Origin of the sequence: Chitinophaga sp., assembly GCF_036569185.1 — a bacterium.
Classification (GTDB): Bacteria; Bacteroidota; Bacteroidia; order Chitinophagales; family Chitinophagaceae; genus Chitinophaga.
Window position 1 is genome coordinate 1 of record NZ_DATCRD010000283.1, and the last position, 24,494, is coordinate 24,494.

General features: G+C 46.7%; 21 protein-coding genes. 3 read left to right on the forward strand and 18 right to left on the reverse strand.

Annotation, left to right across the window (positions count from 1 at the left end):
* Nucleotides 1-112: 112 nt before the first annotated feature.
* Entirely contained in the window at nucleotides 113-3,508 is a 3,396-nt protein-coding gene (locus tag VIM72_RS21940; protein ID WP_332004967.1) for a methylmalonyl-CoA mutase family protein, read from the reverse strand.
* A 641-nt stretch (nucleotides 3,509-4,149) separates the two neighbouring features.
* Nucleotides 4,150-4,869, reverse strand: a complete 720-nt coding sequence (locus VIM72_RS21945; RefSeq protein WP_332004968.1) for an NUDIX hydrolase — start codon at nucleotides 4,867-4,869, stop codon at nucleotides 4,150-4,152.
* 165 nt (nucleotides 4,870-5,034) lie between these two features.
* Between VIM72_RS21945 and ligA the strand changes: the two genes are divergently transcribed.
* Entirely contained in the window at nucleotides 5,035-7,143 is a 2,109-nt protein-coding gene (ligA, locus tag VIM72_RS21950; RefSeq protein WP_332004969.1) for an NAD-dependent DNA ligase LigA, read from the forward strand.
* A gap of 48 nt (nucleotides 7,144-7,191) precedes the next feature.
* The gene (locus VIM72_RS21955; RefSeq protein ID WP_142684835.1) at nucleotides 7,192-7,629 is read left to right on the forward strand and encodes a nucleoside deaminase; all 438 of its coding nucleotides are present in this window, start codon (nucleotides 7,192-7,194) and stop codon (nucleotides 7,627-7,629) included.
* Here the strand turns inward: VIM72_RS21955 and VIM72_RS21960 are convergent, their stop codons facing one another.
* The 3 genes from VIM72_RS21960 to VIM72_RS21970 form a co-directional block, all read right to left on the reverse strand.
* A complete protein-coding gene (locus VIM72_RS21960; protein WP_332004970.1) occupies nucleotides 7,630-8,559 on the reverse strand; it encodes an SPFH domain-containing protein in 930 nt (309 codons plus the stop codon). It abuts the gene before it with no gap.
* 112 nt (nucleotides 8,560-8,671) lie between these two features.
* On the reverse strand, nucleotides 8,672-8,887 hold the full coding sequence (locus tag VIM72_RS21965; protein WP_332004971.1) for a hypothetical protein: 216 nt from the start codon (nucleotides 8,885-8,887) through the stop codon (nucleotides 8,672-8,674).
* Between the two features lie 190 nt (nucleotides 8,888-9,077).
* Nucleotides 9,078-9,782, reverse strand: coding sequence for a LuxR C-terminal-related transcriptional regulator (locus VIM72_RS21970; protein ID WP_332004972.1), 705 nt, complete (start codon nucleotides 9,780-9,782; stop codon nucleotides 9,078-9,080).
* Between the two features lie 261 nt (nucleotides 9,783-10,043).
* On the opposite strand from VIM72_RS21970, the gene VIM72_RS21975 reads away from it, so the two are divergent.
* Nucleotides 10,044-10,649 carry a superoxide dismutase gene (locus VIM72_RS21975; protein WP_142684831.1) on the forward strand — a complete coding sequence of 202 codons (606 nt, stop codon included), beginning with the start codon at nucleotides 10,044-10,046 and terminating at the stop codon, nucleotides 10,647-10,649.
* A 71-nt stretch (nucleotides 10,650-10,720) separates the two neighbouring features.
* Here VIM72_RS21975 and VIM72_RS21980 read toward each other — a convergent pair whose 3' ends face one another.
* From VIM72_RS21980 to VIM72_RS22040, 13 genes are all read right to left on the reverse strand, one after another.
* Nucleotides 10,721-11,506, reverse strand: coding sequence for a DUF1080 domain-containing protein (locus VIM72_RS21980; RefSeq protein ID WP_332004973.1), 786 nt, complete (start codon nucleotides 11,504-11,506; stop codon nucleotides 10,721-10,723).
* Nucleotides 11,507-11,521: 15 nt separating this feature from the next.
* On the reverse strand, nucleotides 11,522-12,913 hold the full coding sequence (locus VIM72_RS21985; protein ID WP_332004974.1) for a Gfo/Idh/MocA family oxidoreductase: 1,392 nt from the start codon (nucleotides 12,911-12,913) through the stop codon (nucleotides 11,522-11,524).
* Between the two features lie 185 nt (nucleotides 12,914-13,098).
* The gene (locus VIM72_RS21990) at nucleotides 13,099-14,772 is read right to left on the reverse strand and encodes a S41 family peptidase (RefSeq protein ID WP_332004975.1); all 1,674 of its coding nucleotides are present in this window, start codon (nucleotides 14,770-14,772) and stop codon (nucleotides 13,099-13,101) included.
* A gap of 46 nt (nucleotides 14,773-14,818) precedes the next feature.
* Nucleotides 14,819-15,049, reverse strand: a complete 231-nt coding sequence (gene yidD / locus VIM72_RS21995; RefSeq protein WP_332004976.1) for a membrane protein insertion efficiency factor YidD — start codon at nucleotides 15,047-15,049, stop codon at nucleotides 14,819-14,821.
* A gap of 91 nt (nucleotides 15,050-15,140) precedes the next feature.
* Complete coding sequence (locus VIM72_RS22000; RefSeq protein WP_332004983.1) at nucleotides 15,141-15,533, reverse strand: ribonuclease P protein component; 393 nt, start codon at nucleotides 15,531-15,533, stop codon at nucleotides 15,141-15,143.
* A gap of 11 nt (nucleotides 15,534-15,544) precedes the next feature.
* On the reverse strand, nucleotides 15,545-15,700 hold the full coding sequence (gene rpmH / locus VIM72_RS22005) for a 50S ribosomal protein L34 (RefSeq protein WP_012788729.1): 156 nt from the start codon (nucleotides 15,698-15,700) through the stop codon (nucleotides 15,545-15,547).
* A 180-nt stretch (nucleotides 15,701-15,880) separates the two neighbouring features.
* Nucleotides 15,881-16,390: an OmpH family outer membrane protein gene (locus VIM72_RS22010; protein ID WP_209856657.1), complete on the reverse strand. Its 510-nt coding sequence runs from the start codon at nucleotides 16,388-16,390 to the stop codon at nucleotides 15,881-15,883.
* A 57-nt stretch (nucleotides 16,391-16,447) separates the two neighbouring features.
* Nucleotides 16,448-16,963 (reverse strand): OmpH family outer membrane protein, encoded by a 516-nt coding sequence (locus VIM72_RS22015; protein WP_332004977.1) that lies wholly within the window; start codon nucleotides 16,961-16,963, stop codon nucleotides 16,448-16,450.
* A 65-nt stretch (nucleotides 16,964-17,028) separates the two neighbouring features.
* Nucleotides 17,029-19,785 carry a BamA/OMP85 family outer membrane protein gene (locus tag VIM72_RS22020; protein ID WP_332004978.1) on the reverse strand — a complete coding sequence of 919 codons (2,757 nt, stop codon included), beginning with the start codon at nucleotides 19,783-19,785 and terminating at the stop codon, nucleotides 17,029-17,031.
* Nucleotides 19,766-20,527, reverse strand: a complete 762-nt coding sequence (locus VIM72_RS22025) for an isoprenyl transferase (RefSeq protein WP_332004979.1) — start codon at nucleotides 20,525-20,527, stop codon at nucleotides 19,766-19,768. The genes VIM72_RS22020 and VIM72_RS22025 overlap by 20 nt, the downstream gene beginning before the upstream one ends.
* Before the next feature lie 215 nt (nucleotides 20,528-20,742).
* Nucleotides 20,743-21,609 carry a DUF6089 family protein gene (locus VIM72_RS22030; protein WP_332004980.1) on the reverse strand — a complete coding sequence of 289 codons (867 nt, stop codon included), beginning with the start codon at nucleotides 21,607-21,609 and terminating at the stop codon, nucleotides 20,743-20,745.
* Nucleotides 21,610-21,765: 156 nt separating this feature from the next.
* Entirely contained in the window at nucleotides 21,766-22,656 is an 891-nt protein-coding gene (locus tag VIM72_RS22035) for an NAD kinase (RefSeq protein ID WP_332004981.1), read from the reverse strand.
* 35 nt (nucleotides 22,657-22,691) lie between these two features.
* Complete coding sequence (locus VIM72_RS22040; protein WP_332004982.1) at nucleotides 22,692-24,104, reverse strand: POTRA domain-containing protein; 1,413 nt, start codon at nucleotides 24,102-24,104, stop codon at nucleotides 22,692-22,694.
* Nucleotides 24,105-24,494 lie beyond the last annotated feature (390 nt).

Genomic DNA, 24,494 nt, shown 5'->3' on the forward strand with positions numbered 1-24,494 from the left:
AGGGAGATAGAAGCGAATAATGCTTCTATCTCCCTTAACTATTATTAAAAGTAAAAATCAGGCAAATCATCAAAATCAGCGTAATCAGTGTTCCAAGACAACATCCGCGGCATTACATATTCCTCCGGTACTGCCCTCCTACTTCGTACAGTGCGTGCGTGATTTGTCCTAATGAACAATGCTTCACCGTTTCCATCAGCTCTGCAAAGAGATTGCCGTTGCTTACCGCCACCTGCTGCAACTGACGGAGCGCAGCCCCGCTCTTCTGCTGGTGCCTTTGCTGAAACGCTTCGAGGGTATGGATCTGGAACTCTTTTTCTTCGGTGGTAGAACGGATCACTTCGGCCGGGATAATGGTAGGCGACCCGTTTTTATTCAGGAAGGTGTTCACGCCTACAATCGGGAATTCACCGGTATGTTTCAGCGATTCGTAGTAAAGGCTTTCCTCCTGGATCTTATTACGCTGGTACATTCTTTCCATGGCGCCCAATACACCGCCGCGCTCCGTGATGCGGTTGAACTCCGCCAGTACGGCTTCTTCTACCAGGTCGGTAAGCTCTTCAATAAAGAAAGATCCCTGCACCGGGTTTTCATTTTTTGCAGTGCCTAGTTCCCGGTTAATGATCAGCTGTATGGCCATGGCCCTTCTCACGCTTTCTTCTGTGGGCGTGGTAATGGCTTCGTCATAAGCGTTGGTGTGCAGGGAATTGCAGTTATCATAGATGGCATAAAGCGCCTGCAATGTGGTACGGATATCATTAAAATCAATTTCCTGGGCATGCAAACTGCGGCCGGAGGTTTGAATATGATATTTGAGCTTCTGGGAACGGTCGTTCCCCTTGTATTTATACTTTATCGCCTTGGCCCAGATGCGGCGGGCAACACGTCCTATCACCGCGTATTCAGGGTCCATGCCGTTGCTGAAGAAAAACGACAGGTTAGGCGCAAAATCGTCGATGTGCATACCACGGCTAAGGTAGTACTCCACATAAGTAAAACCATTGGCCAGGGTAAACGCCAGCTGGGTAATAGGGTTGGCGCCGGCTTCTGCAATATGGTAGCCGGAAATACTTACAGAATAAAAGTTGCGGACCTTTTGGGTAATGAAATATTCCTGTACATCGCCCATCAGTTTTAATGCAAATTCTGTGGAGAAGATACAGGTATTCTGCGCCTGGTCTTCCTTCAGGATATCCGCCTGCACAGTGCCCCGTACCGTACTGAGGGCATGCGCTTTGATCTTCTCATATACGTCTTTATCCAGTACTTCTTCTCCCGAAATTCCCAGCAGCTCCAAACCCAGGCCATCATTGCCTGCGGGCAGGCTGCCGTTGTAATGTGGCAATGGATGATCTTTAAATTTGGTGTTGATAAGCGCTTTTACCTTTTCTGTAAGCCCCTGTTCCCTGATATATTTCTCACATTGCTGGTCAATGGCGGCGTTCATGAAAAACGCCAGCAGTATGGGCGCAGGACCATTAATGGTCATAGATACCGATGTTTTCGGATCACAGAGATCAAACCCGCTGTATAATTTCTTGGCATCATCTACGGTGGCAATGCTCACACCGGAGTTACCTACTTTACCGTATATATCCGGGCGCAGCGCCGGGTCTTCCCCATAAAGCGTAACGCTGTCGAATGCGGTAGAGAGGCGTTTTGCAGGCTGATCGAGCGACACATAGTGGAAACGTTTATTGGTCCTTTCCGGGCCGCCTTCACCGGCAAACATCCGTGTAGGATCTTCTCCTTCCCTTTTCAGCGGGAACACACCTGCTGCATACGGAAATTCACCGGGCAGGTTTTCGGTGAGCTGCCAGCGGAGAATATCGCCCCAGTCTTTATACTTAGGCAGCGATACCTTCGGAATACGGCTGTGGCTGAGACTTTCGCTATACAGTGGCAGTTTGATCACTTTATCCCTTACCTGGAACTCGTAGTAATCCGCGGTATACTTTTTTACCAGGGCGGGCCAGTCGGCCACCAGTTTTTTACACTCCGGGTGCAAAGATTTTTCCAGGTGGGCTTTCACATCCGCCAATGCAGCGGCTGATGCGGGTTGCAGCGCCATTACGCCTTCTACCTGGTACAGTTGTGTGGCCAGTTTACATTGCTCGTCCACCCATTTGCCATAGTCGCCGATAGCCTCGGAGATCTCCGCGAGGTAGCGTACCCTTGCAGGAGGAATGATCTGTGATTTGGTGGAAGTGGACTTAATGCTTTCATGAGCCATGGGTCCGAAACTTGCGCCGGTTTTCTCTTCCACTTTCTCCATCACCTTTTCAAACAGCAGGTTAATGCCCGCATCGTTGAACTGGGATGCAATGGAGCCTACCACCGGCAATTCTTCTTCTTTGGCGTTCCAGAGGTTATGGTTACGCTTATACTGTTTGCGTACATCGTGCAGGGCATCCAGGGCGCCGGCTTTATCAAATTTATTGATCGCGATCACGTCGGCATAATCCAGCATGTTGATCTTTTCCAGCTGGGAGGCGGCGCCATATTCCGGCGTCATCACATATAACGATACATCACAGTAATCCGTGATGGCGGTATCGCTTTGTCCTATACCGGATGTTTCCAGGATGATAAAATCATATGCTGCCAGTTTGCAGATATCGATCGCTTCCTGGATATGTTCGCTGATGGCTTTATCGCTTTCGCGGGTGGCCAGTGAGCGCATGTAGGCGCGTGGATGATGAATGGAGTTCATCCGGATCCTGTCGCCCAGCAAAGCGCCGCCGGTCTTCTTTTTAGAGGGGTCTACCGAAATTACTGCCACTGTTTTATCGGTGGTGTGGTTCAGATAGCGGCGCACCAGTTCGTCGGTTACGCTGCTTTTACCGGCGCCGCCTGTTCCGGTAATGCCCAGTACGGGAGATTTTTCCGGGTCGGCTGCGGTATGGGTAATACGGGCGCCGGCAGTTTCATCTACGGTAACAGCGGTTCTTGCCTTCTGCCCGCTGAGCAGGGATACCGGCATATCGTTTTCAGCCAGGCTGATAGCCCTGGCAATGACTTTTGGATTTTTATCTGCCTGCAGCTGCTGGATGTTCTCTTCACCGGCAGGTAATGGTTTAACGGCTATATCACATTGCCGGATGAGGTCTTCAATCATTCCTTCCAGCCCCATTTGCCGGCCATCGTCCGGGGAATAAAGGCGTGCAATGCCATAGGCATGCAGCTCCGCTATTTCCACCGGGAGAATGGTGCCGCCACCGCCGCCAAATATCTTAATATGACCGCAGCCCTTCTCCTGGAGCAGGTCGTACATGTATTTAAAAAATTCCACGTGGCCTCCCTGGTAGGAAGTGACCGCAATACCCTGTGCATCTTCCTGGATGGCACAGTCTACAATCTCCGCCGCTGAGCGGTTATGTCCCAGGTGAATGACCTCGGCGCCTTTTGCCTGCATAATGCGCCGCATAATATTGATGGCGGCATCATGCCCGTCGAATAAAGCTGCTGCTGTTACTATGCGAACCTTATGTTGTGGTGTATAAGACATATCAATTACCGGATTTTTGACCAGGGCTCCATGCTTCCTGCATGAAAACCACGAAGAATGCAAGTTACGGAAAAAGCAGCTGAAATGCCGGCATAGCGCGGGTTTAAACAGAATTAGAATTGATTGAACAGGTTCCTGATCTTATTGCAAATTATTTAACTGATCCCTGATCAGGTTAGTATTTCCCTAAAACAACTTTCCCCTGTACATTACCTGCACAAGGGAAAGCGTAAAGTAAGACACCAGGCATTAGTGCTTAGCAGTCTTATGTTTCATAACGTGGAACTATAAAATCAAACGAGTGATAAATGATTTATAGTTTTTCAGGCTTGTTAAATGGAATCTTCTACTTACGGCAATAAACAAAAAGAAAAAATGTTTTTGGCGAACGAGTTAAATTTTGGTTTTATAACTGGTAATAGTTTGCTCCTTAGGATGTGTATATCTTACACAATCTTACTTAAAATTTTGTTAAAAACAAACTTTTTTTTCTATTTAGATAGAAAATTAACACCCCCATTTTTTTGCACGCACATGTTATACCAAATCCTTCGTGACAAAGGATTTACGGCTTATTTAGATTAACCGGGGCGGGAAAGATTTAAAATGTAAAGGAGAAAAAAATATTACAACGACCATTTCTAAAAGCCTATCCCCAGATATCGCTTCTTTCTCTGGTCATATTTATCAAAATTAAATTTATAGAGCTTGGCCGGACGATGCGGCACATCCTCTTCTTCTTCATTCAGATCCATCAGTAAATCCATCGACAAAAACTTCTTCCTGAAATTACGGCGGTCCAGCTCCATATCCAGGATAGCTTCGTAAAGGTTCTGTAATTCACGGAGGGAAAACTTACGGGGCAACAGGTTGAAACCAATAGGCTGTACCAGCACCTGCTGCTTCAGCCGCTCATGGCAGGTATCCAGGATCTGCTTATGATCAAAGGCCATTTCCCTCAGCTCCTTTACGCTGTGCCAGTGCAGTTCGTTGTTGCTCATCTTCAACTCCACATGCTCAATGTTCACCAGTGAATAATAAGCCACGGTAATCACCCTGCCTGCAGGATGCCGCTCCACTGCACCAAAAGTCTGCACCTGCTCCATATACACATTATCAAGCCCGGTACGCGCTTTCAGCACCCGGTAAGCTGCTTCATCCAACTCTTCCTCCGGCCGTACTATATCGCCGAGCAGCGACCATTTGCCCTTGAATTCTTTGAGATCTGATTCTATCAGCAATACTTTCAGCTCATCATTGTTAAAGCCGAAAATGACACAGTCGACCGATATGGCTACCTTGAAATAATCCTGTATTTCAACAAGGTGTGTGTTGAGGTTCTTGGTGTACATAGACATCATAAAGACGTGGAATTACAGTAAACGTCAGTTTTTCGAATAACGCGCGGAACTATATTCAAATGAAAGAAAAAAATATCACATTTAAAACAAAGTGACCGGATTTTTTTGAAGAGATATCCCTAACCTGAAAGATAAGTTTAAATTTACGGCTCAGTTATATCATTTATGTACACAAAGGAGATAGAAATAGCCCTGGCACAGCTGGCCAAACAACTGCTCAGCCACCTGCAACAACAAACACTGCTGCAATCCATTGATGAAACCCTGGATGCCCTTCGCCGTGTAATCAGCTATAACGACTGGCGTTACTATGTGGAAAGTGACCCTGTGATCAGCGACTATGAATACGACCAGTTATTTGCCTGGCTGAAGAAACTGGAACAGGAACACCCGGACCTCGTTACCTCCGACTCGCCTACCCAGCGGGTAGCCCAGGGCCTTACCAAAGAATTTGTGACCGTACCGCACCTGGTGCCCATGCTCAGCCTGGAAAATTCCTACAATGCAGACGACCTGATCGACTGGGACCGCAAGGCGCGTGAAAGCGCTGGTCTTGCTGAAATTGAATATTGCATTGAGCCTAAATTCGATGGCGCCAGTATTTCACTGATCTATGAAGACGACCGGCTTACACGCGGCGCCACACGCGGCGATGGCGTTGCAGGGGAAGATATCACTACCAATATCAGACAGATCCGCTCTATCCCGCTGTCGGCCTCCTTCTCAAAGTACGGCATACACCAGATAGAAATACGCGGCGAAGTGCTCATCAATAAAAATACCTTCAAAGCCTTCAACGATAAACGTATTGCCGATAACCTGCCTCCGCTGGCGAATCCGCGCAATGCCGCCTCCGGCTCATTACGGATGGTGGATCCTAACGAAGTAGCCAAACGTGGACTGGAAGCCTTCCTCTACCACATGAGCTATCATAACATGAACCCGGGAAAAACAGAACCGGACGTGCTCAAAACACATAGCGGTACGCTGGAACTGTTATCTACATTAGGCTTCCGCAGCCCCGCCAAAGAAAAGAAAGTGGTAAAAGGCATACAGCAGGTGATCGATTACGTGCTGAAATTTGAAACAGAACGCGATAACCTGCCCTATGAAATAGATGGCATGGTGATCAAGGTAAATGACTATGACCTGCAGGACCGGCTGGGTATGACCACCCACCACCCGCGCTGGGCCATCGCTTATAAATTTAAAGCCCGGCAGGCTACCAGTAAGCTCCGCAGCGTGGAGTTCCAGGTGGGGCGTACCGGCTCCATCACACCGGTAGCAAAGATCGACCCTGTGCCCATTGGCGGCGTAACCGTAGGCTCCATTTCCCTTTTCAATGAAGAAGTGATCAAAGAGAAAGACCTGAAACTGGGAGACACCGTGCTGGTAGAAAGAGCGGGAGATGTGATCCCTTACATCGTAAAATCTGTAGCCGACCTGCGGGATGGCAGCGAACAGGAAATCATTTTCCCGGTACGATGCCCCGTATGCCACGATAAGCTCGTAAAGCCTGAAGCAGAAAGCGTTTGGCGCTGTACCAATATCAATTGCGAAGCACAGGTAGTGGAAAGAATGATCCACTTTGTAAGCAAAGATGCCATGGACATCAAAAGCTTTGGCGAAAGCAATGTCCGCAAATTCTTTTCATTAGGACTCCTGAGAGATATACCCGGTATCTATGAACTGGATTTTGAAAAGATAGGCGCACTGGAAGGCTTTGGCAAAAAATCACTGACCAACCTCCAATCGGCTATCGAGCAATCTAAAACACAGCCGCTGCACCGCCTGATCTTCGGGCTGGGCATCCGTTATGTAGGCGAAACAACTGCCAAAACACTGGCCAATGCAGTAAACCATATCATGGACCTGCAAAACTGGACAGAAGAACAGATCCTTGCACTGGAAGATATTGGTCCCAAAGTGGCCGGCTCTATCCGGCTATTCTTTGCCAACAACGACAATATCCAGATGCTGAACAGGCTGGCTGCGCTGGGCATCAGCATGACCAACACCAAAAAGGAAACGCATACATCGGGTAACCTCAACGGGCAAACGTTTTTGTTTACCGGTACCCTGCATAAACTGAAGCGCAATGAAGCAGAGGAAATGGTGGAACAGGAAGGCGGTAAAATTATGAGCGGCGTGAGCAGCAAGCTCAACTACCTCGTAGTAGGCGATGATGCCGGCAGCAAACTGGAGAAAGCAAAAAAAATCAATACCATTAAGATCCTGTCGGAAGACGACTTCCTGGCAATGATCAACAAATAAATTATCAGCCCGGGCGATATGCCCGGGAACTGATCACCAGCAATTGTTATGACGGACGAACATTTTATGCGGCAGGCGATGCAGGAAGCACGCAAGGCGTTTGAAGACGGGGAAGTGCCTATTGGTGCAGTGGTGGTACTGAACAACCGCATCATTGGGCGCGGTTATAATCATGTAGAAAGATTGAACGACTGTACGGCACATGCGGAAATGATTGCCTTAACGGCAGCCTTTAATACGCTGGGCAGTAAATACCTGATGGAGGCAACATTGTATGTAACAGTGGAGCCCTGCCTGATGTGCGCCGGCGCGCTTTACTGGAGTAAGATAGGCAGGATCGTATATGCAGCGCCGGATGATAAGAACAGCTACCGGAGAGCTACCGGCGACCGGTCCCCGTTTCATCCGAAAACAAAACTGGAGGCCGGCCCCTGCAGCGAAGAAAGTTTACAGCTGATGAAAACCTTTTTTGAACAAAGGAGATAATTATTTTTTATTGGACTCCATCAGCTTATTCATACCCATCATTTGCTTCATGGTATGATCCATCCCTTCGGAAGAACCATCCAGGAAGATGACGTTTCCTTTTGAATTTTCGGCGAAATGTTTAATGGCTTCCGTCCACATGGAGAAGAGGATCACCGAAGTATCCAGGTTGGCCTGCTGCATTTCTTTGGCTGCCATAGTCATACCTTTGGCTACTTCTTCCCGGAACAGGGCCACGCCCATACCACGCAGCTGAGCGGCCTGGCGTTCCGCTTCCGCTGCAATTTTGATAGCATTACCATCTGCTTCCGCCGCTTTGGTTTTAGTGATCAGTAAAGCCTGTCCTTCGTTTTCAGCAGCCGCCTTCAGGTTATTGGAGGCTACTACCTGCGCCATCGACTTCATAATCACTTCATCAAAAGTGATGTCGTTCATCTGCAGGTCAAGCAGGTGGAAACCCCATTCCTCCAGGGTTTTATCGATCTGTTCCTTTACATGCTCGGTAATGTCTTTACGCAGTCCCAATACTTCAGCCTGCCTCTTGGTAGCTACAAACCCGCGGATAGAGCCTTCAATGGTACGTACCAATGCCTGCATAAAACTTCTTTCATCCATAAATTTGAACGCCACGTTCTTCAGCGTTTCTTCTTCCTGGTTCCATACGGCATACAGCAACATAGCTTTGAAATACACATTGGCCTGGTCAATGGTGATGGCCTGGAATTCCAGCTCTACAGACCTGTTCTGGATGGATACCCTTTTAAATACTTTTTCAATAATGGGTATTTTCCAGTTCAGCCCCGGAAAGAGCACCCGGTTGTATTTGCCGAAGATGGTAGTAACAGCAACGTTTCCCTGCTGTACGGTTACAAACGATGACAGTATCACCACTAAGGCCAATACTATAAAAACGATCAAGATAACATTCATAGACTGAGTGTTTTAGGTAGGGTTTAGACGCATAAATATAACGAAATAAAGCTAACAGGGGCAGATGCAGGCATAGTTTTCCCTGGAGATACGAAAGACTGGTAGGGGTCCTTTATATTCTTTGTTTTCTCCTGAAATATATAAATACGTCGTCCAGTTCTATTTGTTTCAACTGGTAAGCCAGCCGCGTTCTCAGGTCTTCCGTTTCATCTTTAATTCTTCTGTATTGATCTTTCAGCGTTTCGTAACGGGCTACGATTTCCTCTGCGGTTGCAGATTCTTCCAGTTGTAAGATGTCAAATGCTCTTTCCTCAGTTATCATAGTCATAGGGCTGTTTCAGATAGTAATCATACCGGATGTTTAAAAAACACATTGAATATTTAATGCACTAAATTAGTCTTGTTTGAAAAACAAGAAAATACCCAATGTTGGGTATTTTTTAAGATATTCAGCAGTTTTTAGCAGGTATTTTACAGGCGTCGGTTACTATTAAACACTGGTTACCAGTAAAGTGTATTTACTCGAACCCGATCTTACGGGCAATGGCCACCAGTTCCGAGGTATTACGCACCTTTAGTTTCAGGCGGATATTCTTGCGGTGGGTTTCCACGGTATAACGGCTAAGGCTCAACGATTGTGCAATTTCCTTGTTGTTCAGGCCTTTCACAGCCATGCCCAGTACGTCTTTTTCCCGGGGAGTCAGTTTGTTGAAAAGGGTTTCATTCTGCCGGCGCATGATAGCGCTCAATGCTTCAGACAATTGTACATCGGTATCAATGGCATTGGTAAGGTCGAGGAACGCACAGATAATCTCCACTACCCTCCCGTTCTTATCGTGCGTGAACGGCACTTCCAGGCCGAGCAGCCAACGGTAATCTATTTCTCCTTTTTTACGGATGCGGGCCAGGCCGCCAAACTGCGCTTTGTTGTTAATGAAAGATTGCTGCGCAACCGCAGCCAGTTTAAAATCTTCAGGATGCATGATATGCCGGAAAAATTCCATTCCCATTCCCGTTACTTCATCGGCGGAAAATCCAACCGTTTCCGCAAGCCGGTCATTACACCAGGTCACCGCCTTGGTACTGTTATCATAACTGTAAATCATGGCGGGTACATGATGTAAAACGCTCTCCAACCAATGGATACGATTTCTTAAATGCTCATTTTCCTTCTGTAAGGCATTGAGGGAAAAATGTAGCCCCGAGTCCGAGCCTGTCTGCATACTATTTAGTTTTAAACAAACAACAGGTAAACAACCACCAGTCACACCTGAAAATATACTTGAAGTTACTTCTTGAGTGCCCGTAAATATAAAATAATTTTCCATGTGATCAAGGCGGCCACTGCCGATTTCCCCAAATTGCAGGCATCAACCGGTAAGTATACCTTAACTTAATAATTAAATGTCTAAATTTTAACGGATTGGCAGTAAATTTGGCGACTATCAAGAAATCATATTTTAAAACCCATAAAAATTTAAGTTATGGCATTTACACTTCCGAGCTTACCCTACGCAACTGATGCGTTAGAGCCGAATTTCGATAAACTGACAATGGAAATTCATCATGGTAAGCACCACCAGGCTTATGTAGACAATCTGAACAAAGCAGTAGCAGGCACAGAAAATGAGAACAAATCGCTGGAAGAACTGGTAGCCAATGCCGGTAAAATCAGCCCGGCTGTAAGAAACAATGGCGGTGGACACTGGAATCACAGTTTCTTCTGGACCAGCCTGGCGCCTAATGCCGGCGGTGCTCCAACCGGTAAACTGGCAGATGCTATCAACAGCACTTTTGGTTCTTTTGAAGCATTCCAGGAAAAATTCAACAATGCCGGCGCTACCCGCTTCGGCTCCGGTTGGGCATGGTTAACTGTAAAGGATGGCAAACTGGAAGTTTCTTCCACACCAAACCAGGATAACCCACTCATGGATGTTGCTGAAGTAAAAGGCACCCCTATTCTCGGTGTAGACGTATGGGAACATGCTTACTACCTGAAATACCAGAACCGCCGTCCGGAATACCTGAAAGCATTCTGGAACGTGATCGACTGGAACGCTATCAGCAAACGCTACGAAGCAGCTTTATAAGCCATTGAACTGCATAAAAAAATCCCGTCAGGTAAACCTTGACGGGATTTTTTATAAGCTAGACCAACTGTTTACAGCTCCTTGATCTTTATGTTTTTAAACCATATTTCGCTGCCGTGGTCCTGTAAAGCAATATGGCCTTTCTTTGACAGGCCATAACCTTTGGCATCTTTCCATTTGCCTTCGGCTTTGTGCTGCTTCCATTCAGGCGTCCACAACTCATAGTCTGCTGTTTTCTTCCCGTTCAGCCAATGTTCTACATGACCCTTGTTTACAATGATCTTTGTAGTGTTCCATTCGCCAACAGGATTGGCGGCATCCACCAAAGGCGGATTCATGGCATAGTTGGCGCCTGTATGTTGCCAGGGCTCCAGCTTCTCCGGGAAATTTTTATCATCAATGATCTGGTATTCCGGCCCGCTCAGCTGAGGGGTTTCAAATTCTTCCGTTACCATATACATTATGCCGCTATTGCCCTGTGGAGATAACTTCCAGTCGGCAGTCAACTCAAAATTTTCGAACTGCTTATCTGTGATCAGGTTGCCCCGTACATCCGACTTGTCTGTTTTATGCCCCAGGCAATGCAGGATCCCGTTCTCCGCTACCCAGGAATCTGCCGGTTTGTTTTTATACGTACGCCAGCCTTCCAGGGTATGGCCGTTAAACAACAACTGCCAGCCCTCCGCCTTTTCCGCTTCAGTTAATACCGCACCGGTAGAATCAGCAAGCGCTGTACTTACCACAGAATCCGCTACCGCAACGGCATTGGCTCTTTCGCTGTGTGTGGTACTGCCTCCACAAGACATTACCGCCATACTGAATACCGACAAGGCCGGTATCAAAGGGTGCTTCATCATGGTGCCCGGTTTTAATTACTTGTTCACCACTTTCAGGTTCTTCGGATCCCAGTGGATGATCTTGTTATCAAAGTAGCTTTCATTGCACAACAGCGCCGGTGCTGCAGCACGGAATCCAAAGGTTGGATCTTCCGCTACTTTACCGTTGGTACGCATGGCGTTGAACAGGTTGTAGAAGTGATCGAAATGCGCGCCTTTGTAACCCTTCTCTGCTTCATAGATCATCTTTTCAGGATCCAGCATGTTCGCACGGTGATAGGCATACGATTTTCCGTTATTGGAAGCGGCGGCATTTGCAGCAGCCAGCGGATCGTTTTCATCTACCTGTACGTTGTTGCGGAACAGGGTCACCCTATCCCACTCCACCGTCATGGAGCCTTCACTACCCACCATACGGAGGTAGTTGGTACCACCGGTACCATCTACAAAGTTTACGCGGAGCGACAGGTTAAACGCAGGGTGTATGTCAGTTTCCGGGTAGTCAAACATACCCAGCATAATATCAGGTACTTCCCTTCCATCTTTCCAGTAACGCAAGCCGCCGGTAGCCATTATTTTATTGGGCCCCAGGGAACCGGTTACCAGGTGCAGGCTGGAAAACAGGTGAACAAACAGGTCGCCGGAAACACCGGTGCCATAGTCTTTGTAATTACGCCAGCGGAAGAAACGCAGCGGGTCAAAATCACGTTTGGGTGCATTTTTGAGATAAGCGGTCCAGTCAACCGTTTTGGTAGAAGCATCCGCCGGAATAGGATACTGCCAGGCGCCGGTGGGCGACATACGCGCCCAGAAACCTTCTGCATAGTTCAGTTTACCAATGGCGCCATCTTTCAGGAGCTGCCTGGCTTTTTCATTACCCAGTGAGCTCATACCCTGGCTGCCCACCTGGTATACCACTTTTCCATTACGTTGCTGTGCTTCCACTACTGCGGGGCCCTCGCTGATATCGTGTACCATTGGCTTTTCGCAGTAAACGGATTTGCCTTTGTTCATGGCTGCTACGGAAATATCCTTATGCCAGAAATCCGGCACAGCAATGATCACTGCATCAATATCTTTTCTATCCAGGATCTCCTGGTAGCTGCGGGTAGTGTAAATATCATTACCCCATTTCTTTTTTGCATCCGCCAAACGGCCATCGTATAGATCACAGGCGGCTATCAGCTTTACACCGGGCACAGTGATCGCCGTATTGGCATCTGCTGTTCCCATACCACCGGCGCCTATCAGCGCTATCTGTATCTGGTCGTTGGCACTGTATTTTTCTTTCAGGCGGGAAAGTGACTGGATGTTTCTTTGTTTGTCAGCTGCGGTCAGGATATTGGGTAGCAATGATGCGCCTACTACTCCTTTTGCAAATTTACTGATGAAACTCCGGCGAGAGTCTTCATTGGAATTTACTGGCATGATAACCCATTTAATTTGAGAAATGATATAAGTTTATTATTCACTGGAACTCTCAAAATATAATTATTCTCCCGGAATTCATAATTTATATGAGGAGAACAATAAAGCCTGCAAACAAATCCCGGCGCGGCCGGGGTCTATTTGCAGGCTTTATTGAAAATAACTGATGCCGGGGAATCGGGCTATTACTTTGCTGCGGTAAGCAGTTGTTTGTATTTTGAAGGGTTGTGCAGTAAATCAGCCGCAGTGTTTACCTCGTTGTCCCATTCCAGCGACCTGATAATACGGCCTCTCTGCAGGTAATACCGGTTTACGATCTCTTCTTCCAGTAATCTTTTTATCTCTGTTTTATTCTTCAGCAGGTCCTGTTTTTTATCGTGCTTCATTTTTGTTTCCAGTGTTTCCAGCTCTTTGGCAATGGCATCATAGTATTTCTCTTTTTTCGCCGTGCTTTTGAAAGAGTCGAGCGCTTCCTCGCTACGTGTTTTATAGCTGTAATCTTTGTTATCGAGATAACGCTCAAAATCTTCGAAGTCGCTTTCCGAAAGGGCGAAAGACCCTGCAGCGGCTATTTTCGGATGATTATAATAATAGCTGGTAGCATAATCAAAGATGAATTGTTTACGCAGCAGGGTGATAGCCACCTGGCTGATGTAGGTAGGGTCCACCTTTGCATCCGGTTCAATACCGCCGCCATCTTTTACAGCGCGGCCACCTGTGGTAGTAAATGATTTACGCAGGGAATCCGGTACATAGTCTACACTGCCATCATCATTACGATGCGAATAATCGATAGCCTGGATACAGCGGCCGCTTGGCGTATAGTATTTAGCGGTAGTTACTTTCAGTTTGGTATTATAGGGCAGCTGACGGGTGGTTTGCACCAGTCCTTTTCCGTAAGAGCGTTGTCCTATTACCAGTCCGCGATCGAGGTCCTGGATGCTGCCGGCCACTATTTCAGCGGCGGAAGCAGAGGAGTGATTGGTAAGCACCGCCAGCGGGATATGAAGATCCACCGGTTGCTCCGTGGTTTCATAGTTGCGGTCCCAGTTCTTTACTTTTCCTTTGGTACTTACAATGAGTTTATTCTTATCAACAAAAATATTGGCCACTACAACGGCTTCATCCAGTAATCCGCCGGGGTTGCCGCGCAGGTCCAGTATCATTCCCTTTAAGGCGGGGTTAGACCGTTTCAGCTGTTCCACCGCCTGGCGTACCATAGCGCCGCTGTTTTCAGTGAACTGGGTCATTTTGATATAGCCGATATCATTTTTCACAATGCCGGCATAGCTTACCGCTTTTACATTAATCTCTTCACGGATGATCTTTTTAGGGGTTTCCACGCCGGTTACCGGGTTGCGGAACACCATATCCAGCGGGGTGCCTGCTGCGCCTTTCAGCTGCCGGCTAATATCTTCCTGCGCTACATTTTTGCTGGATTTGCCATCCATGCTTACAATGATATCGCCTGGTTTTACGCCGGCCCTGTCCATGGGGCTGCCTTCATACACATCGGTAATGGCGGTCCATTCGCCGTTGGTATTGATGGAAGCGCCTACCCCACCGTACTTGCCGGTGGCCATGAATTTAAGATCATCCAGGTTTTCTTCGGAAACAAAATCGGTAAAGGGGTCTGTTTCTTCCAGCATGGCCTCAATGCCTTTCCGCATCACTTTTTCGGGAGGCAGGTCATCTACATAGTAAGTATTCAGCTCCCGGTAGAAAGCGGCAAATATGTCCAGGTTTTTGGCTATCTGGAAGTATTTATCGTTTTCATTGAAAGCGAAGATCCCTGCGGTGGCGATGATCAGCAGCAGTGCTGCTGCCAGTTTCTTTCTTTTATTGAAAAATGCACGCATGCAACGAGTGTATAAGATGAATGATGTTAGTTGGCAATGTTGATGGTTATGGCACCGGGTCATATCCATGCCCACCCCAGGGGTGGCAGGACAAGATACGCTTTATGGTGAGATAGCCACCTTTAAACAGTCCATATTTTTTAAATGCTTCCAGCCCGTATTGTGAGCAGGTGGGCGTATAACGGCATTTACTGCCCAGGAGGGGCGAGATAAACCATTGGTAAATTTTTATCAGGAAGATAAAAGGAAAACTAAGCCAGCGCACAACACGGTTCATAAGCAGCTTTTAGCCAGTAAAAAAATAGCGGCCATACAACAGAATGTTGAATGCCGGTTTCGCTGCCATCAGCCAAAGCTAACTGCGGGTGCTAAACGCTGGTTTGCAGCTTCTTTAAAATTACCGAAATTTTGTCTTTCAGGGTAGAAAAATCAGCGATTTTTTTATCGGTATAGATGAGGAAAACAGCGAGCTGTCTTGATTCCGACCGGAGATGGTCGTACAGTTCCTGCTTCTGCAGGCGCCAGGCTTCGCGGCCCAGGCGTTTGATGCGGTTCCGGTCTACCGCATGGGGAAACCGGCGGGTAGTAGCGCTAAAGCCTACCTGCACGGGATATTTACCCGCTTCTTTCAGCGGCATATAAACAACCCGGTAGGGAAAAACAGAAAACGCTTTTCCTTCACGAAAAAGCGTTTCAATAAGTTTTCTGCTTTTTAACCTTTCTTCCTTGCTAAAAGAATAAGTTTTTATGGCAAATAGTATTTAGCTACTAATTATTTCAGCTTACGCTCGTCAGAAACAGTCAGCTTCTTACGACCTTTTGCTCTGCGGGAAGCCAATACCTTACGGCCATTAGCAGTTTCCATTCTCTTTCTGAAGCCGTGAACGCTCTTTCTGCGTCTGTTATGCGGTTGAAAAGTACGTTTCATTTCTTTTTTTTGTTTTTACCTGTACTATACTAAAACTCCCGGATTAAAGGATTGTATTTTTTAAAACGGAAGGCAAAGGTAGCAGAAAATTTTTGAAAAGCAAATTAAAATCCTAATTCTTAAATGTAAAAGTGGAATGCAGTTTTCACCACATTCCACTTTTAATATTAGGAATATTAATTATTTAATACCCAGTTTAGTTTTTACAGCAGCCAGGATATCGTCTGCAGCCGGGGACACCAGCAGCATACCGGCAGAACTGTCGATTACATAGTTGTAACCTTTTTCTTTTGCCACATCTTCAATGGCCTTACGGGCTTTATCGTAGATGGGTTTCAGCAGTTCCTGCTGTTTAGCCTGTACTTTCTGTTCAGCGCCTTCACGGTAATCCTGGATACGTTTCTGGGCATCCTGGATTTCACGACCTTTGATTTCCTTCATATTGTCGGTCATAGTAGCCGCTTTATCATCGAATTCTTTCATTTTCTTCGTATACTCATCTACCAGTGCTTTCCCATCACCTTCCAGTCCCTGTGCAAAAGTTTGCAGATCAGTTTCTGCCTTCTTGGCTTCCGGCATGCTGGCTACCAGTGCCTGTGCATTGATATGCGCTACTTTGGATTGTGCCATTGCATTCACGCTGAACAAACCGGTAACCGCCACAAAAGCAATAATTACGTACTTCTTCATGATGTTGTCTGTGTTTAAAAAAATTTTAATACTTATAGTTAAAAAATAGGTACAGAGTTACTTCTTTACACCCAAAGATTTCAGAATTTCTTCGCTTTTATCCAGTTTGGGATCAGAAAATATAACGGTGGCGCCTGCAGCCTTATCTAGTACAAAATCATACATCCTGCTGGCAGAAAGCTTTTGCACAGCATTGTAGATCCTGTCCTGGATAGGCTTTACCAGTTCTTCCCTTTTCTTGAAAAGATCGCCTTCGTAACCGAAACGCTTCTTCTGCAAATCCTTTGCCTCTTTTTCACGGGCCACTATTTCATCCTCCCTTTTACGCTTCAGTTCTTCTGTAAGCATCACCTGTTCTGCCTGGTAAGACTTATACATCTTATCCACTTCCTGGAACTTGGCGTCAATCTCTTTCTGCCATTGTTCTGCTACTGCATCCAGTTTCTTCTGCGACTCCTTGTATTCCGGGATGCTTTCCAGGATATATTTTGTATCTATCACGCAATAGCGCTGTGCACTTGCTGCACCGCCCAAAGCCAGCACAATAGCGGCTGTAATAAATAATTTTTTCATGCTACAATAATTTTTTCGCAAAACCTAGTGACGGTTAAACTTGCAATATATAATTATTTTCCACATTATTCTGGTTCGAAGCCAAGCATAAACGTAAACTTAGCAGCATCTTTCAAACCACCACCCGGCTGGAGACGGTCAAACCCGATACCATAATCAAATCCGAGCAATCCAAACATCGGCAGGTAAAAACGCATACCGATACCAGCGGAACGGCGTAACCTGAAAGGATTGTATTCATTCAGGTCCTTGTAACCGTTGGCTGCTTCCAGGAAGGCCAGACCAAAAATGGTGGAGCTGGGATTCAAACTGAACGGATACCGCAGTTCCATCACATATTTATTAAATACGGTGAAGCCGGAATAGTTGGCAGGCTGACCGTTTTCAGGATTGATGCTCGGATCGGAGGTATAATACACCGGGTAACCTCTCTGGGAGATGATATCACGGTCGTAGATCGCAAAGTTGCTCAAACCATCACCACCCATTTCAAACCGGCCAAAAGGCGACAGGGTTGTACGGTTGTTGTAGCGCCCAATGTAACCAAATTTTGCGGCTACTTTCAATACAAAGGTTTTGTTGTCACTACCCATCGGGCGGCTCAAAGGCACATACCACTCTGCATTGAAGCGGTATTTCTGGTACTCAATGAACTTAAACTGCTCGGATGCCGGCTCCTTGGAGTAATCCTTGTCAGGATTAAACAGGGAGTATGGCGGCGTATACTGTGCAGATACCATGAAGTTGGAACCACTGCGCGGGAAGATCTGCTGGTCCACAGAAGAACGGGACAGCGTGAGTTTAATGTTCACGTTATTGGAAGTACCGCTTTCAAAACCCGGAATACCAAAGTAGTTATAGTTCTTCAGCTTATACTGCTGGTAGTTCACAGAATAGATCAGGGTGAAATAGTCGTCCGGCCATTTCAGCTGCTTACCCAATGATACGGAAGCTCCCAATACTTTGAAGTGACCATCTGTTGACCTGGTGGTATCACCCGGAAGCCTGTAATAATCGTTATAGGCGTAAGGATTCTGGTAACTGCTGTAAAGGCTTACAGAAAACTGGTTCCTTTTCTTACCACCCAGCCATGGCTCGGTGAAAGAGAAATTGTAAGAGCGGTAAGCCTTACCGTTGGAGGATACACGAACAGACAGCTTCTGCCCATCGCCACTTGGCAGCGGATCCCAGGTTTCTTTTCTGAAAATATTACGCAGAGAGAAGTTATTGAACGTAACACCGAGCGTACCGGTTAAACCGATATAGCCACCCCAACCGGCAGACAGTTCCAGCTGGTCGTTCGCCTTTTCTTCCACGGTATAATCAATGTCCACGGTACCATCCTGTACGTTTGGCACGGGGTTCATACCGATCTTTTCCGGGTTGAAGAAGCCGAGGTTGGCAATTTCACGGTTGGAACGGATCAGGTCCTGGCGACTGAACTTTTCACCCGGAATAGTGCGGAGCTCACGACGGATAACGTGTTCGTTGGTTTTTTCGTTACCGGCTATACGAACTTCCTTGATGGTAGCCTGCGGCCCTTCACGCAAACGGATCTCGTAATCGATGGTATCGCCACGAATGCCGATTTCCACCGGGTCGATCTGGAAGAACAGGTAACCATAGTCCATGTAATAGCCGCTGATATCGCCGCCTTCCTGCGACATTTGCTTACCAATCCTTTTTTCCAGCAGTTCCAGGTTATAGATATCTCCTTTTTTGATACCCAGGATACGGGTCAGTACGGAGTCTGAATAACGGGTGTTTCCTTTCCAGGTAATATCACCGAAATAATATTTTTTACCCTCGGAGATCTGCATATCCACATTCAGGTTCTGTGAACGGGTTTTGTAAGTGGTGTCTCTTACGATCACCGCATCACGGTAACCCCTGGAGTTATAGAGACCTATCACTTTACCTTTATCTTCGAGGTATTTGTTTTCGTTGAACTTGGCAGAGCTGAACAGCTTAAAGCGGAAATAAGGGTCCAGTTTCTCGAATGCGCGGGTAGGCTGCAGGAAGCCATAGGTTTGCCAGAAATCGTCCGGGTGAGCCAGGGAGTCTACATATACATGTTCATTATCCGGGTGAAGGGTGAAACGGGATTTTTCCTTGGTCCCTTTCATCTTCTTTTTGATCTTGGCGTCGGCTATATTTTCATTCCCTACGATATTGATATCCTGGATACGTACTTTACTGCCTTTGGTAACATTAAAGATGAGGTGTTTGGAGTTTACCTGCCCGGTATCGCTTCTTTCCTCGATCTTAACAGTAGCATTTCCAAATCCTTTATCTGCATAAAATTTATGTACAACACCAATCACGTTTTGTTTCAGGGCTTGTGTGATCACATTTCCCTTACGCAAACCGGCCTTGGTGGTAATATCATCTGCTTCTGTTTTTTTGATTCCCTTAAAAGCGAATGTAGACATACGGGGCATTTCCGTTAGTCCTATTTCCAGCCAGATTTTATTGTCTTCTATTTTGGTAACATAAATGGTTACGTCGGCAAAGAGCCTTTGTGACCATAAGCTCTGGATTGCCTTTGTGAACTGGTCGCCACCAGGATAAGTAACTTTATCACCGACATTGAGGCCGGAGAGCGACAACAGCAGTGATTTATCCAGGTATTGGGTACCGGCAACCGTAATCTCGGCAATTTCATACTGTTGCGGGACGCCTGTGTTAATAGGAGAAACGGCCGGCGGATTAGCAGGAGGCTGCGTAGGAGGCACGGTATCTTTTTGCTGAGCGGATACACGAATGCCTGCACTGCAACATAATGCTATAGCCAGAAGGCCCTTAGGAAATAATTTCTTCATTCTGCTGAATTTGTTCGCTTGTTTTGCCAAAGCGCCGTTCTCTGGTTTGGTAATTTAAGATGGCTTGGTAAAGATGTTCATTGCGGAAGTCCGGCCACCGGGTATCTGTAAAATACAGTTCCGCATAGGCCAGCTGATATAGTAGGAAGTTACTGATCCTGCATTCTCCACTGGTACGAATCATTAATTCAGGGTCCGGCAGGCCGGCTGTACAGAGATATTTTTCCCATATCTCAGGCGTCACAGCTACCGGGTCCAGGGCTCCATTTTTCACATCCAGGGCTATTTTCCTGGCTGCATTCACGATTTCCCACCTTGCACTGTAGCTAAGAGCCATAATGAGATTGAGGCCGGTATTCTGGCTGGTTAGGGCAATGGCCTCTTCCATTTCCCGCTGGCATTGGGGAGGCAGCATTTCCATGTCGCCAATTACGCTCAGCCGGATATTATTTTTTGATAACGTATTCACTTCCATGCGGATAGTGTTTACGAGTAGTTCCATGATGCCATTAACTTCATAAACGGGGCGGTCCCAGTTTTCGGTAGAAAACGCGTATAGGGTCAGATAACCTATCCCCAGTTCTGCACAGGTCGTCACTATGTTACGCACACTTTCCACCCCTTCGTGGTGCCCGTACAGCCTGTCTTGTCCCCGCTCCTTTGCCCAACGGCCGTTCCCGTCCATAATAATGGCTATATGGCGCGGCAACCGTTGTAAGTCCAATTTTTCCTTCAAGCTCATTTGTGTCAGGCGTATTATAACAGATTATAACAGATCTACTAAAAGGGTGCAAAGATACAAAAATAGAGTAATGACTTTTTTGGCAAAGCCTGAGAAGGTGTTTTAACGTAGTTTTAACAGCGAAATCAATACCAGTGGGGATTTTAGCAAATTCGGAGACTTATCATGGCGGTTGGCAGGTACAGAAAGCCCGCCCGCAGAAAGTATTTTTTATTTTAAAATTTACAGTTGTAAGAGGTGAAAAGAATGCTGATCGTTAACTCAATGGTAACAAACTGGTCCTTATCCCGGCTGTTTCCCCGCTGCCGCCCCATCACCCCGATCGGGCTACCCTTTACAGAGGACCTGTCCTGCAGCTGCGCCGCTACAGTGGGTTGTCCGTTTGGAAGGGCCGGAAAGGCCGCCGGGCCGGCATAAGTAGTACTTACATCATCCAGGTAATCCGTTTGCGTGAACCGGTACAGTGCCTCCAGGCCCACATTCACCTTTTTGGAAATATTATACTTAAAACCGCCCCCGATCAGCCAGGCATAGGAAACCAGGCTATAAGGCTTTCTTTCAGGATACAGGGCCGTTCCCTGCCCTTCTGTGCCCAGGGGCTGCAAAAAATATTTAACCCCGTCAAGATAAGCATACGGGTTATAATGGAAAATACTGGCCCCTCCGGTCAGGTAAGGCGAGAAACGCTCATACAAGCTGCCGGGCTCAAAGCGGAAAAAATTAAAATCCCCCTGGAGCGACAGCTCAAACAAATTAGTATTGAAACTGAGGTTCCGCCGTTGCTGGAACTCATTCTTGCTATACACGTCGGAATAGCCCAGCTGCATAAACCGGGCATGAGCGCGAAGGCCTACATAATCGTTCATGTACTTACGGTAGTAAATGCCCACGGCAGGCTTCAGGGTGTTTAAAGCGCCCCGGGTATTCAGGTCTCCGAAATACTGCGCTCCTCCCACAGAAAAGCCCAGTTCCCCCACATATTCCAGTTCATTCTGCGCAGCAGCACGCCCGGCAAACAAACAACCTGCCGATACCAGCAATAAAAAAACGATGTATTGGGAATATAAAAAAGGTTTCAGCATAAATCAGTTCTACTTAAACGCTAAAATGCCGTATTTATTTAATGTATAGCTGATGATTATGCTTACTTATTTAGCGGATGCATGCTTCACGGGGCATAATTTACATTACAATCAGCAGGCAATATATTTGTAAATATAACAATATACTTTACAATTCTATATTTTAATCATATTCCGGGCATCAATTCCCCAGAGTAGTTTGTTACGAAGGGTGTGCAGGAAGTTACTGTCGTCCAGCCTGAGCAGGCTCAGTTTAAACTGTTCTTTTTTGATAGCCAGCTGTACCCGGTTATCGATGGTTTCCATACGGCTGTCGAGCGTACAGAGAAACTGGTCGCTGCGGCCTTCCACCTCAAAGGAAATGATGTTGTCATTAGGCACAATAATGGGCCTTACATTCAGGTTATGAGGCGCTACAGGAGTGATCACAAAATTGCCTGCATCCGGGAACACGATAGGCCCGCCACAGCTGAGGGAATAACCTGTAGACCCGGTAGGGGTGGCTACAATCAGCCCGTCTGCCCAGTAGGTGTTCAGGAATTCCCCGTTCAGGTAAGTATGGATCTTTACCATTGCCGAGGTATCCTTTTTATGGATCGTAAATTCATTGAGGGCGTAAGGTACATCGCCGAACAAGGGAACATTGGCGTCGAGATGGAGCAATGAACGCTGGTCTACCACGTAGGTGCGGTGCAGCAGCGCCTGTACCAGTGCATGGATCTCATCTTTACCAATACTGGCCAGGAAACCGAGGCGGCCGAAATTGATCCCTATTACGGGGATATTGGTATCCCGCACATAACAAACAGTATCCAGCAGGGTACCATCTCCGCCCAGGCTCACCAGGAAGTCGATTTTACCCGGCAGGTCTTCCGCGCAGGAAAACAGCGTTGGTACGTTGTCGAAAGGAATATGTTGCTGCAGGGTATAATAAAAAGGCTCGTAAATGATGGCGGTTATCTCTGCCCGCTTTAATTCCTCCAGCAATAAGCGGATGTTTGAAATATCTTCTGTAATAAATCCCCTGCTATAAAGTGCTACCTGCATAATTTTTTAAGCTTTTAACGATCGGCTCTGAAGACCTACATATCCACGCTCGTGTGTAAAAATAGTCCTTTTTGCCCTAACTGGTTAAAGCTGTATTCGATCCGCAGGCAGGTATCATAGAAGGATACAATGTCGAGCCCAACTCCGCCGGTGTAAAGGAAGCGGTTATTGAGGAAGCTGTTGCCGGGAAACTTATTATAGGCGTAACCGCCGTCGCCAAAGGCTTTGGCGAAGATGCGCACCGGAACGGTATTAAATTTTTTCGGAACAATGGGCAGTTTTACTTTGAAAGAAACCAGTTCCTGCCGGAGGGTGGATTTGAGAATGGCGAAGCTGGTACCGTCTATTACATAATATTCCAGTCCACGCAGGTAATCATCCCTGTAGCCCAGCGCCTGCTGGTTAATATAAGGTTGCTCGTTAGAAAATTTTGCCGCGCTGCGGATGCCTAGCGCAGCAAAGGTTTTGGGCCGCAGCTGCCAGTATTTGGCCATATTGAGGCGGAAATGCACATCATCCACATCATTCCATGGCCCTATTCCTTTTTTGCCCACTTCCGCCTGTAACCGGAATCCCTTAAGGGGATATACCCAGCTATCTGCCTTAATATAGGTAAGGCGGTAGGTGATATCGACGAAACGTACATTGGTGCGGCCTTTCCCGAGATAGTTGGGATTGAGGATAGCTACTGAATCCGCTATTTTCTCATAATTGTAGTTTACAAACACCTGGTGCCGGGTATTAATGGCCCTGCGATAGCTGTAGTTGAGCCCTATAACATATACCTGCCGCAGGAATTCATCTTTCCGGAAAAACTGCTGTTTGTTGTTACTGGTGCTGTCGTTCACCTCACGGTTACGGTTATAGGAAGCGATGATGCCGAGGCCGTGACGGAAGTGTTTATCGATATAAGGGACATTATACTGCAATGCAAACCGTTGAGTATAACCAAACTGTAAGGCAGCGTTCAGTTCATCGTTGCGTCCGGTCAGGTTTTCCTGGGTACCGCTTACCCCTATATTAATACGGCTAAGACTGTGGTTCTTTTCCACCCACCACTGGTTGAAGTTACGGTCTGCCAGTTTAAAAATGGGGTAGGCAAAGGTGTACCAGCGTTCCCATACTTCAAATACCAGATCGGCTTCATTGCCGGTCCAGTTTTTAACGTTAGCGGTAACATTGAGGAACAGGGAGGTATTGAGCAGTTGTTTACGTCTTTCTTCAAGGGTATTGGCAAGATCCCGGAGATAGATGGTATCTCCCGGCACTGTGCTTATTTCCCGGAGGATGATAGAAGTCCGGGTTTTCTTATTACCGGAAACAAGGATATTACGCACTACCAGGTAGCTGGTATCCGTTACGGGCGCCGACTGGCCTTCAGCATTTTCCGGTATCACCATCCCCAACAGGCATACGAGGGCCAGCAGGTAGTAACAGCATCTCAGCATGTAGGTCCTTGAAATATTTTAAAAGCGTTGACAATACCCAAATATAGCGGATTTTGTCTTACGCGGATTTTGTCTGACTCAGGATTACGATGATTATACTGATTAACCGGATTTTATTTTTTTGATTTTAAAAGATTTAAAGGATTCGGGGAGATAGAAGCGAGTTTCGCTTCTATCTCCCCGAATCCTTTAAAATCAAATATAATCAATCAAATTAATCAGTATAATCATCGTAATCCTGAGTCAGACAAAATCCGCGTTACATGCCGATGTAGTTCATCAGCAGGTCGTAGTTTTTCTTCAGCACTTCTTCTTCCGGTTCTTCGGCAAAGATGTATTTGATCACATAATTGAAGCGTTCAAAAGTGGCTACAAGGCCCTGCAGTTCCT

Coding starts and splice junctions, on each gene's coding strand:
- VIM72_RS21940 (WP_332004967.1), bottom strand. CDS start 3,508: ATGTCTTATACACCACAACATAAGGTTCGCATAGTAACAGCAGCAGCT.
- VIM72_RS21960 (WP_332004970.1), bottom strand. CDS start 8,559: ATGAATGTTATCTTGATCGTTTTTATAGTATTGGCCTTAGTGGTGATA.
- VIM72_RS22040 (WP_332004982.1), bottom strand. CDS start 24,104: ATGCTGAGATGCTGTTACTACCTGCTGGCCCTCGTATGCCTGTTGGGG.
- VIM72_RS21965 (WP_332004971.1), bottom strand. CDS start 8,887: ATGACTATGATAACTGAGGAAAGAGCATTTGACATCTTACAACTGGAA.
- VIM72_RS21955 (WP_142684835.1), top strand. CDS start 7,192: ATGACGGACGAACATTTTATGCGGCAGGCGATGCAGGAAGCACGCAAG.
- VIM72_RS22020 (WP_332004978.1), bottom strand. CDS start 19,785: ATGAAGAAATTATTTCCTAAGGGCCTTCTGGCTATAGCATTATGTTGC.
- VIM72_RS22015 (WP_332004977.1), bottom strand. CDS start 16,963: ATGAAAAAATTATTTATTACAGCCGCTATTGTGCTGGCTTTGGGCGGT.
- VIM72_RS21985 (WP_332004974.1), bottom strand. CDS start 12,913: ATGCCAGTAAATTCCAATGAAGACTCTCGCCGGAGTTTCATCAGTAAA.
- VIM72_RS22030 (WP_332004980.1), bottom strand. CDS start 21,609: ATGCTGAAACCTTTTTTATATTCCCAATACATCGTTTTTTTATTGCTG.
- ligA (WP_332004969.1), top strand. CDS start 5,035: ATGTACACAAAGGAGATAGAAATAGCCCTGGCACAGCTGGCCAAACAA.
- VIM72_RS22010 (WP_209856657.1), bottom strand. CDS start 16,390: ATGAAGAAGTACGTAATTATTGCTTTTGTGGCGGTTACCGGTTTGTTC.
- VIM72_RS21990 (WP_332004975.1), bottom strand. CDS start 14,772: ATGCGTGCATTTTTCAATAAAAGAAAGAAACTGGCAGCAGCACTGCTG.
- rpmH (WP_012788729.1), bottom strand. CDS start 15,700: ATGAAACGTACTTTTCAACCGCATAACAGACGCAGAAAGAGCGTTCAC.
- VIM72_RS21945 (WP_332004968.1), bottom strand. CDS start 4,869: ATGATGTCTATGTACACCAAGAACCTCAACACACACCTTGTTGAAATA.
- VIM72_RS22035 (WP_332004981.1), bottom strand. CDS start 22,656: ATGCAGGTAGCACTTTATAGCAGGGGATTTATTACAGAAGATATTTCA.
- VIM72_RS21970 (WP_332004972.1), bottom strand. CDS start 9,782: ATGCAGACAGGCTCGGACTCGGGGCTACATTTTTCCCTCAATGCCTTA.
- VIM72_RS21980 (WP_332004973.1), bottom strand. CDS start 11,506: ATGATGAAGCACCCTTTGATACCGGCCTTGTCGGTATTCAGTATGGCG.
- yidD (WP_332004976.1), bottom strand. CDS start 15,049: ATGAACCGTGTTGTGCGCTGGCTTAGTTTTCCTTTTATCTTCCTGATA.
- VIM72_RS21975 (WP_142684831.1), top strand. CDS start 10,044: ATGGCATTTACACTTCCGAGCTTACCCTACGCAACTGATGCGTTAGAG.
- VIM72_RS22025 (WP_332004979.1), bottom strand. CDS start 20,527: ATGAGCTTGAAGGAAAAATTGGACTTACAACGGTTGCCGCGCCATATA.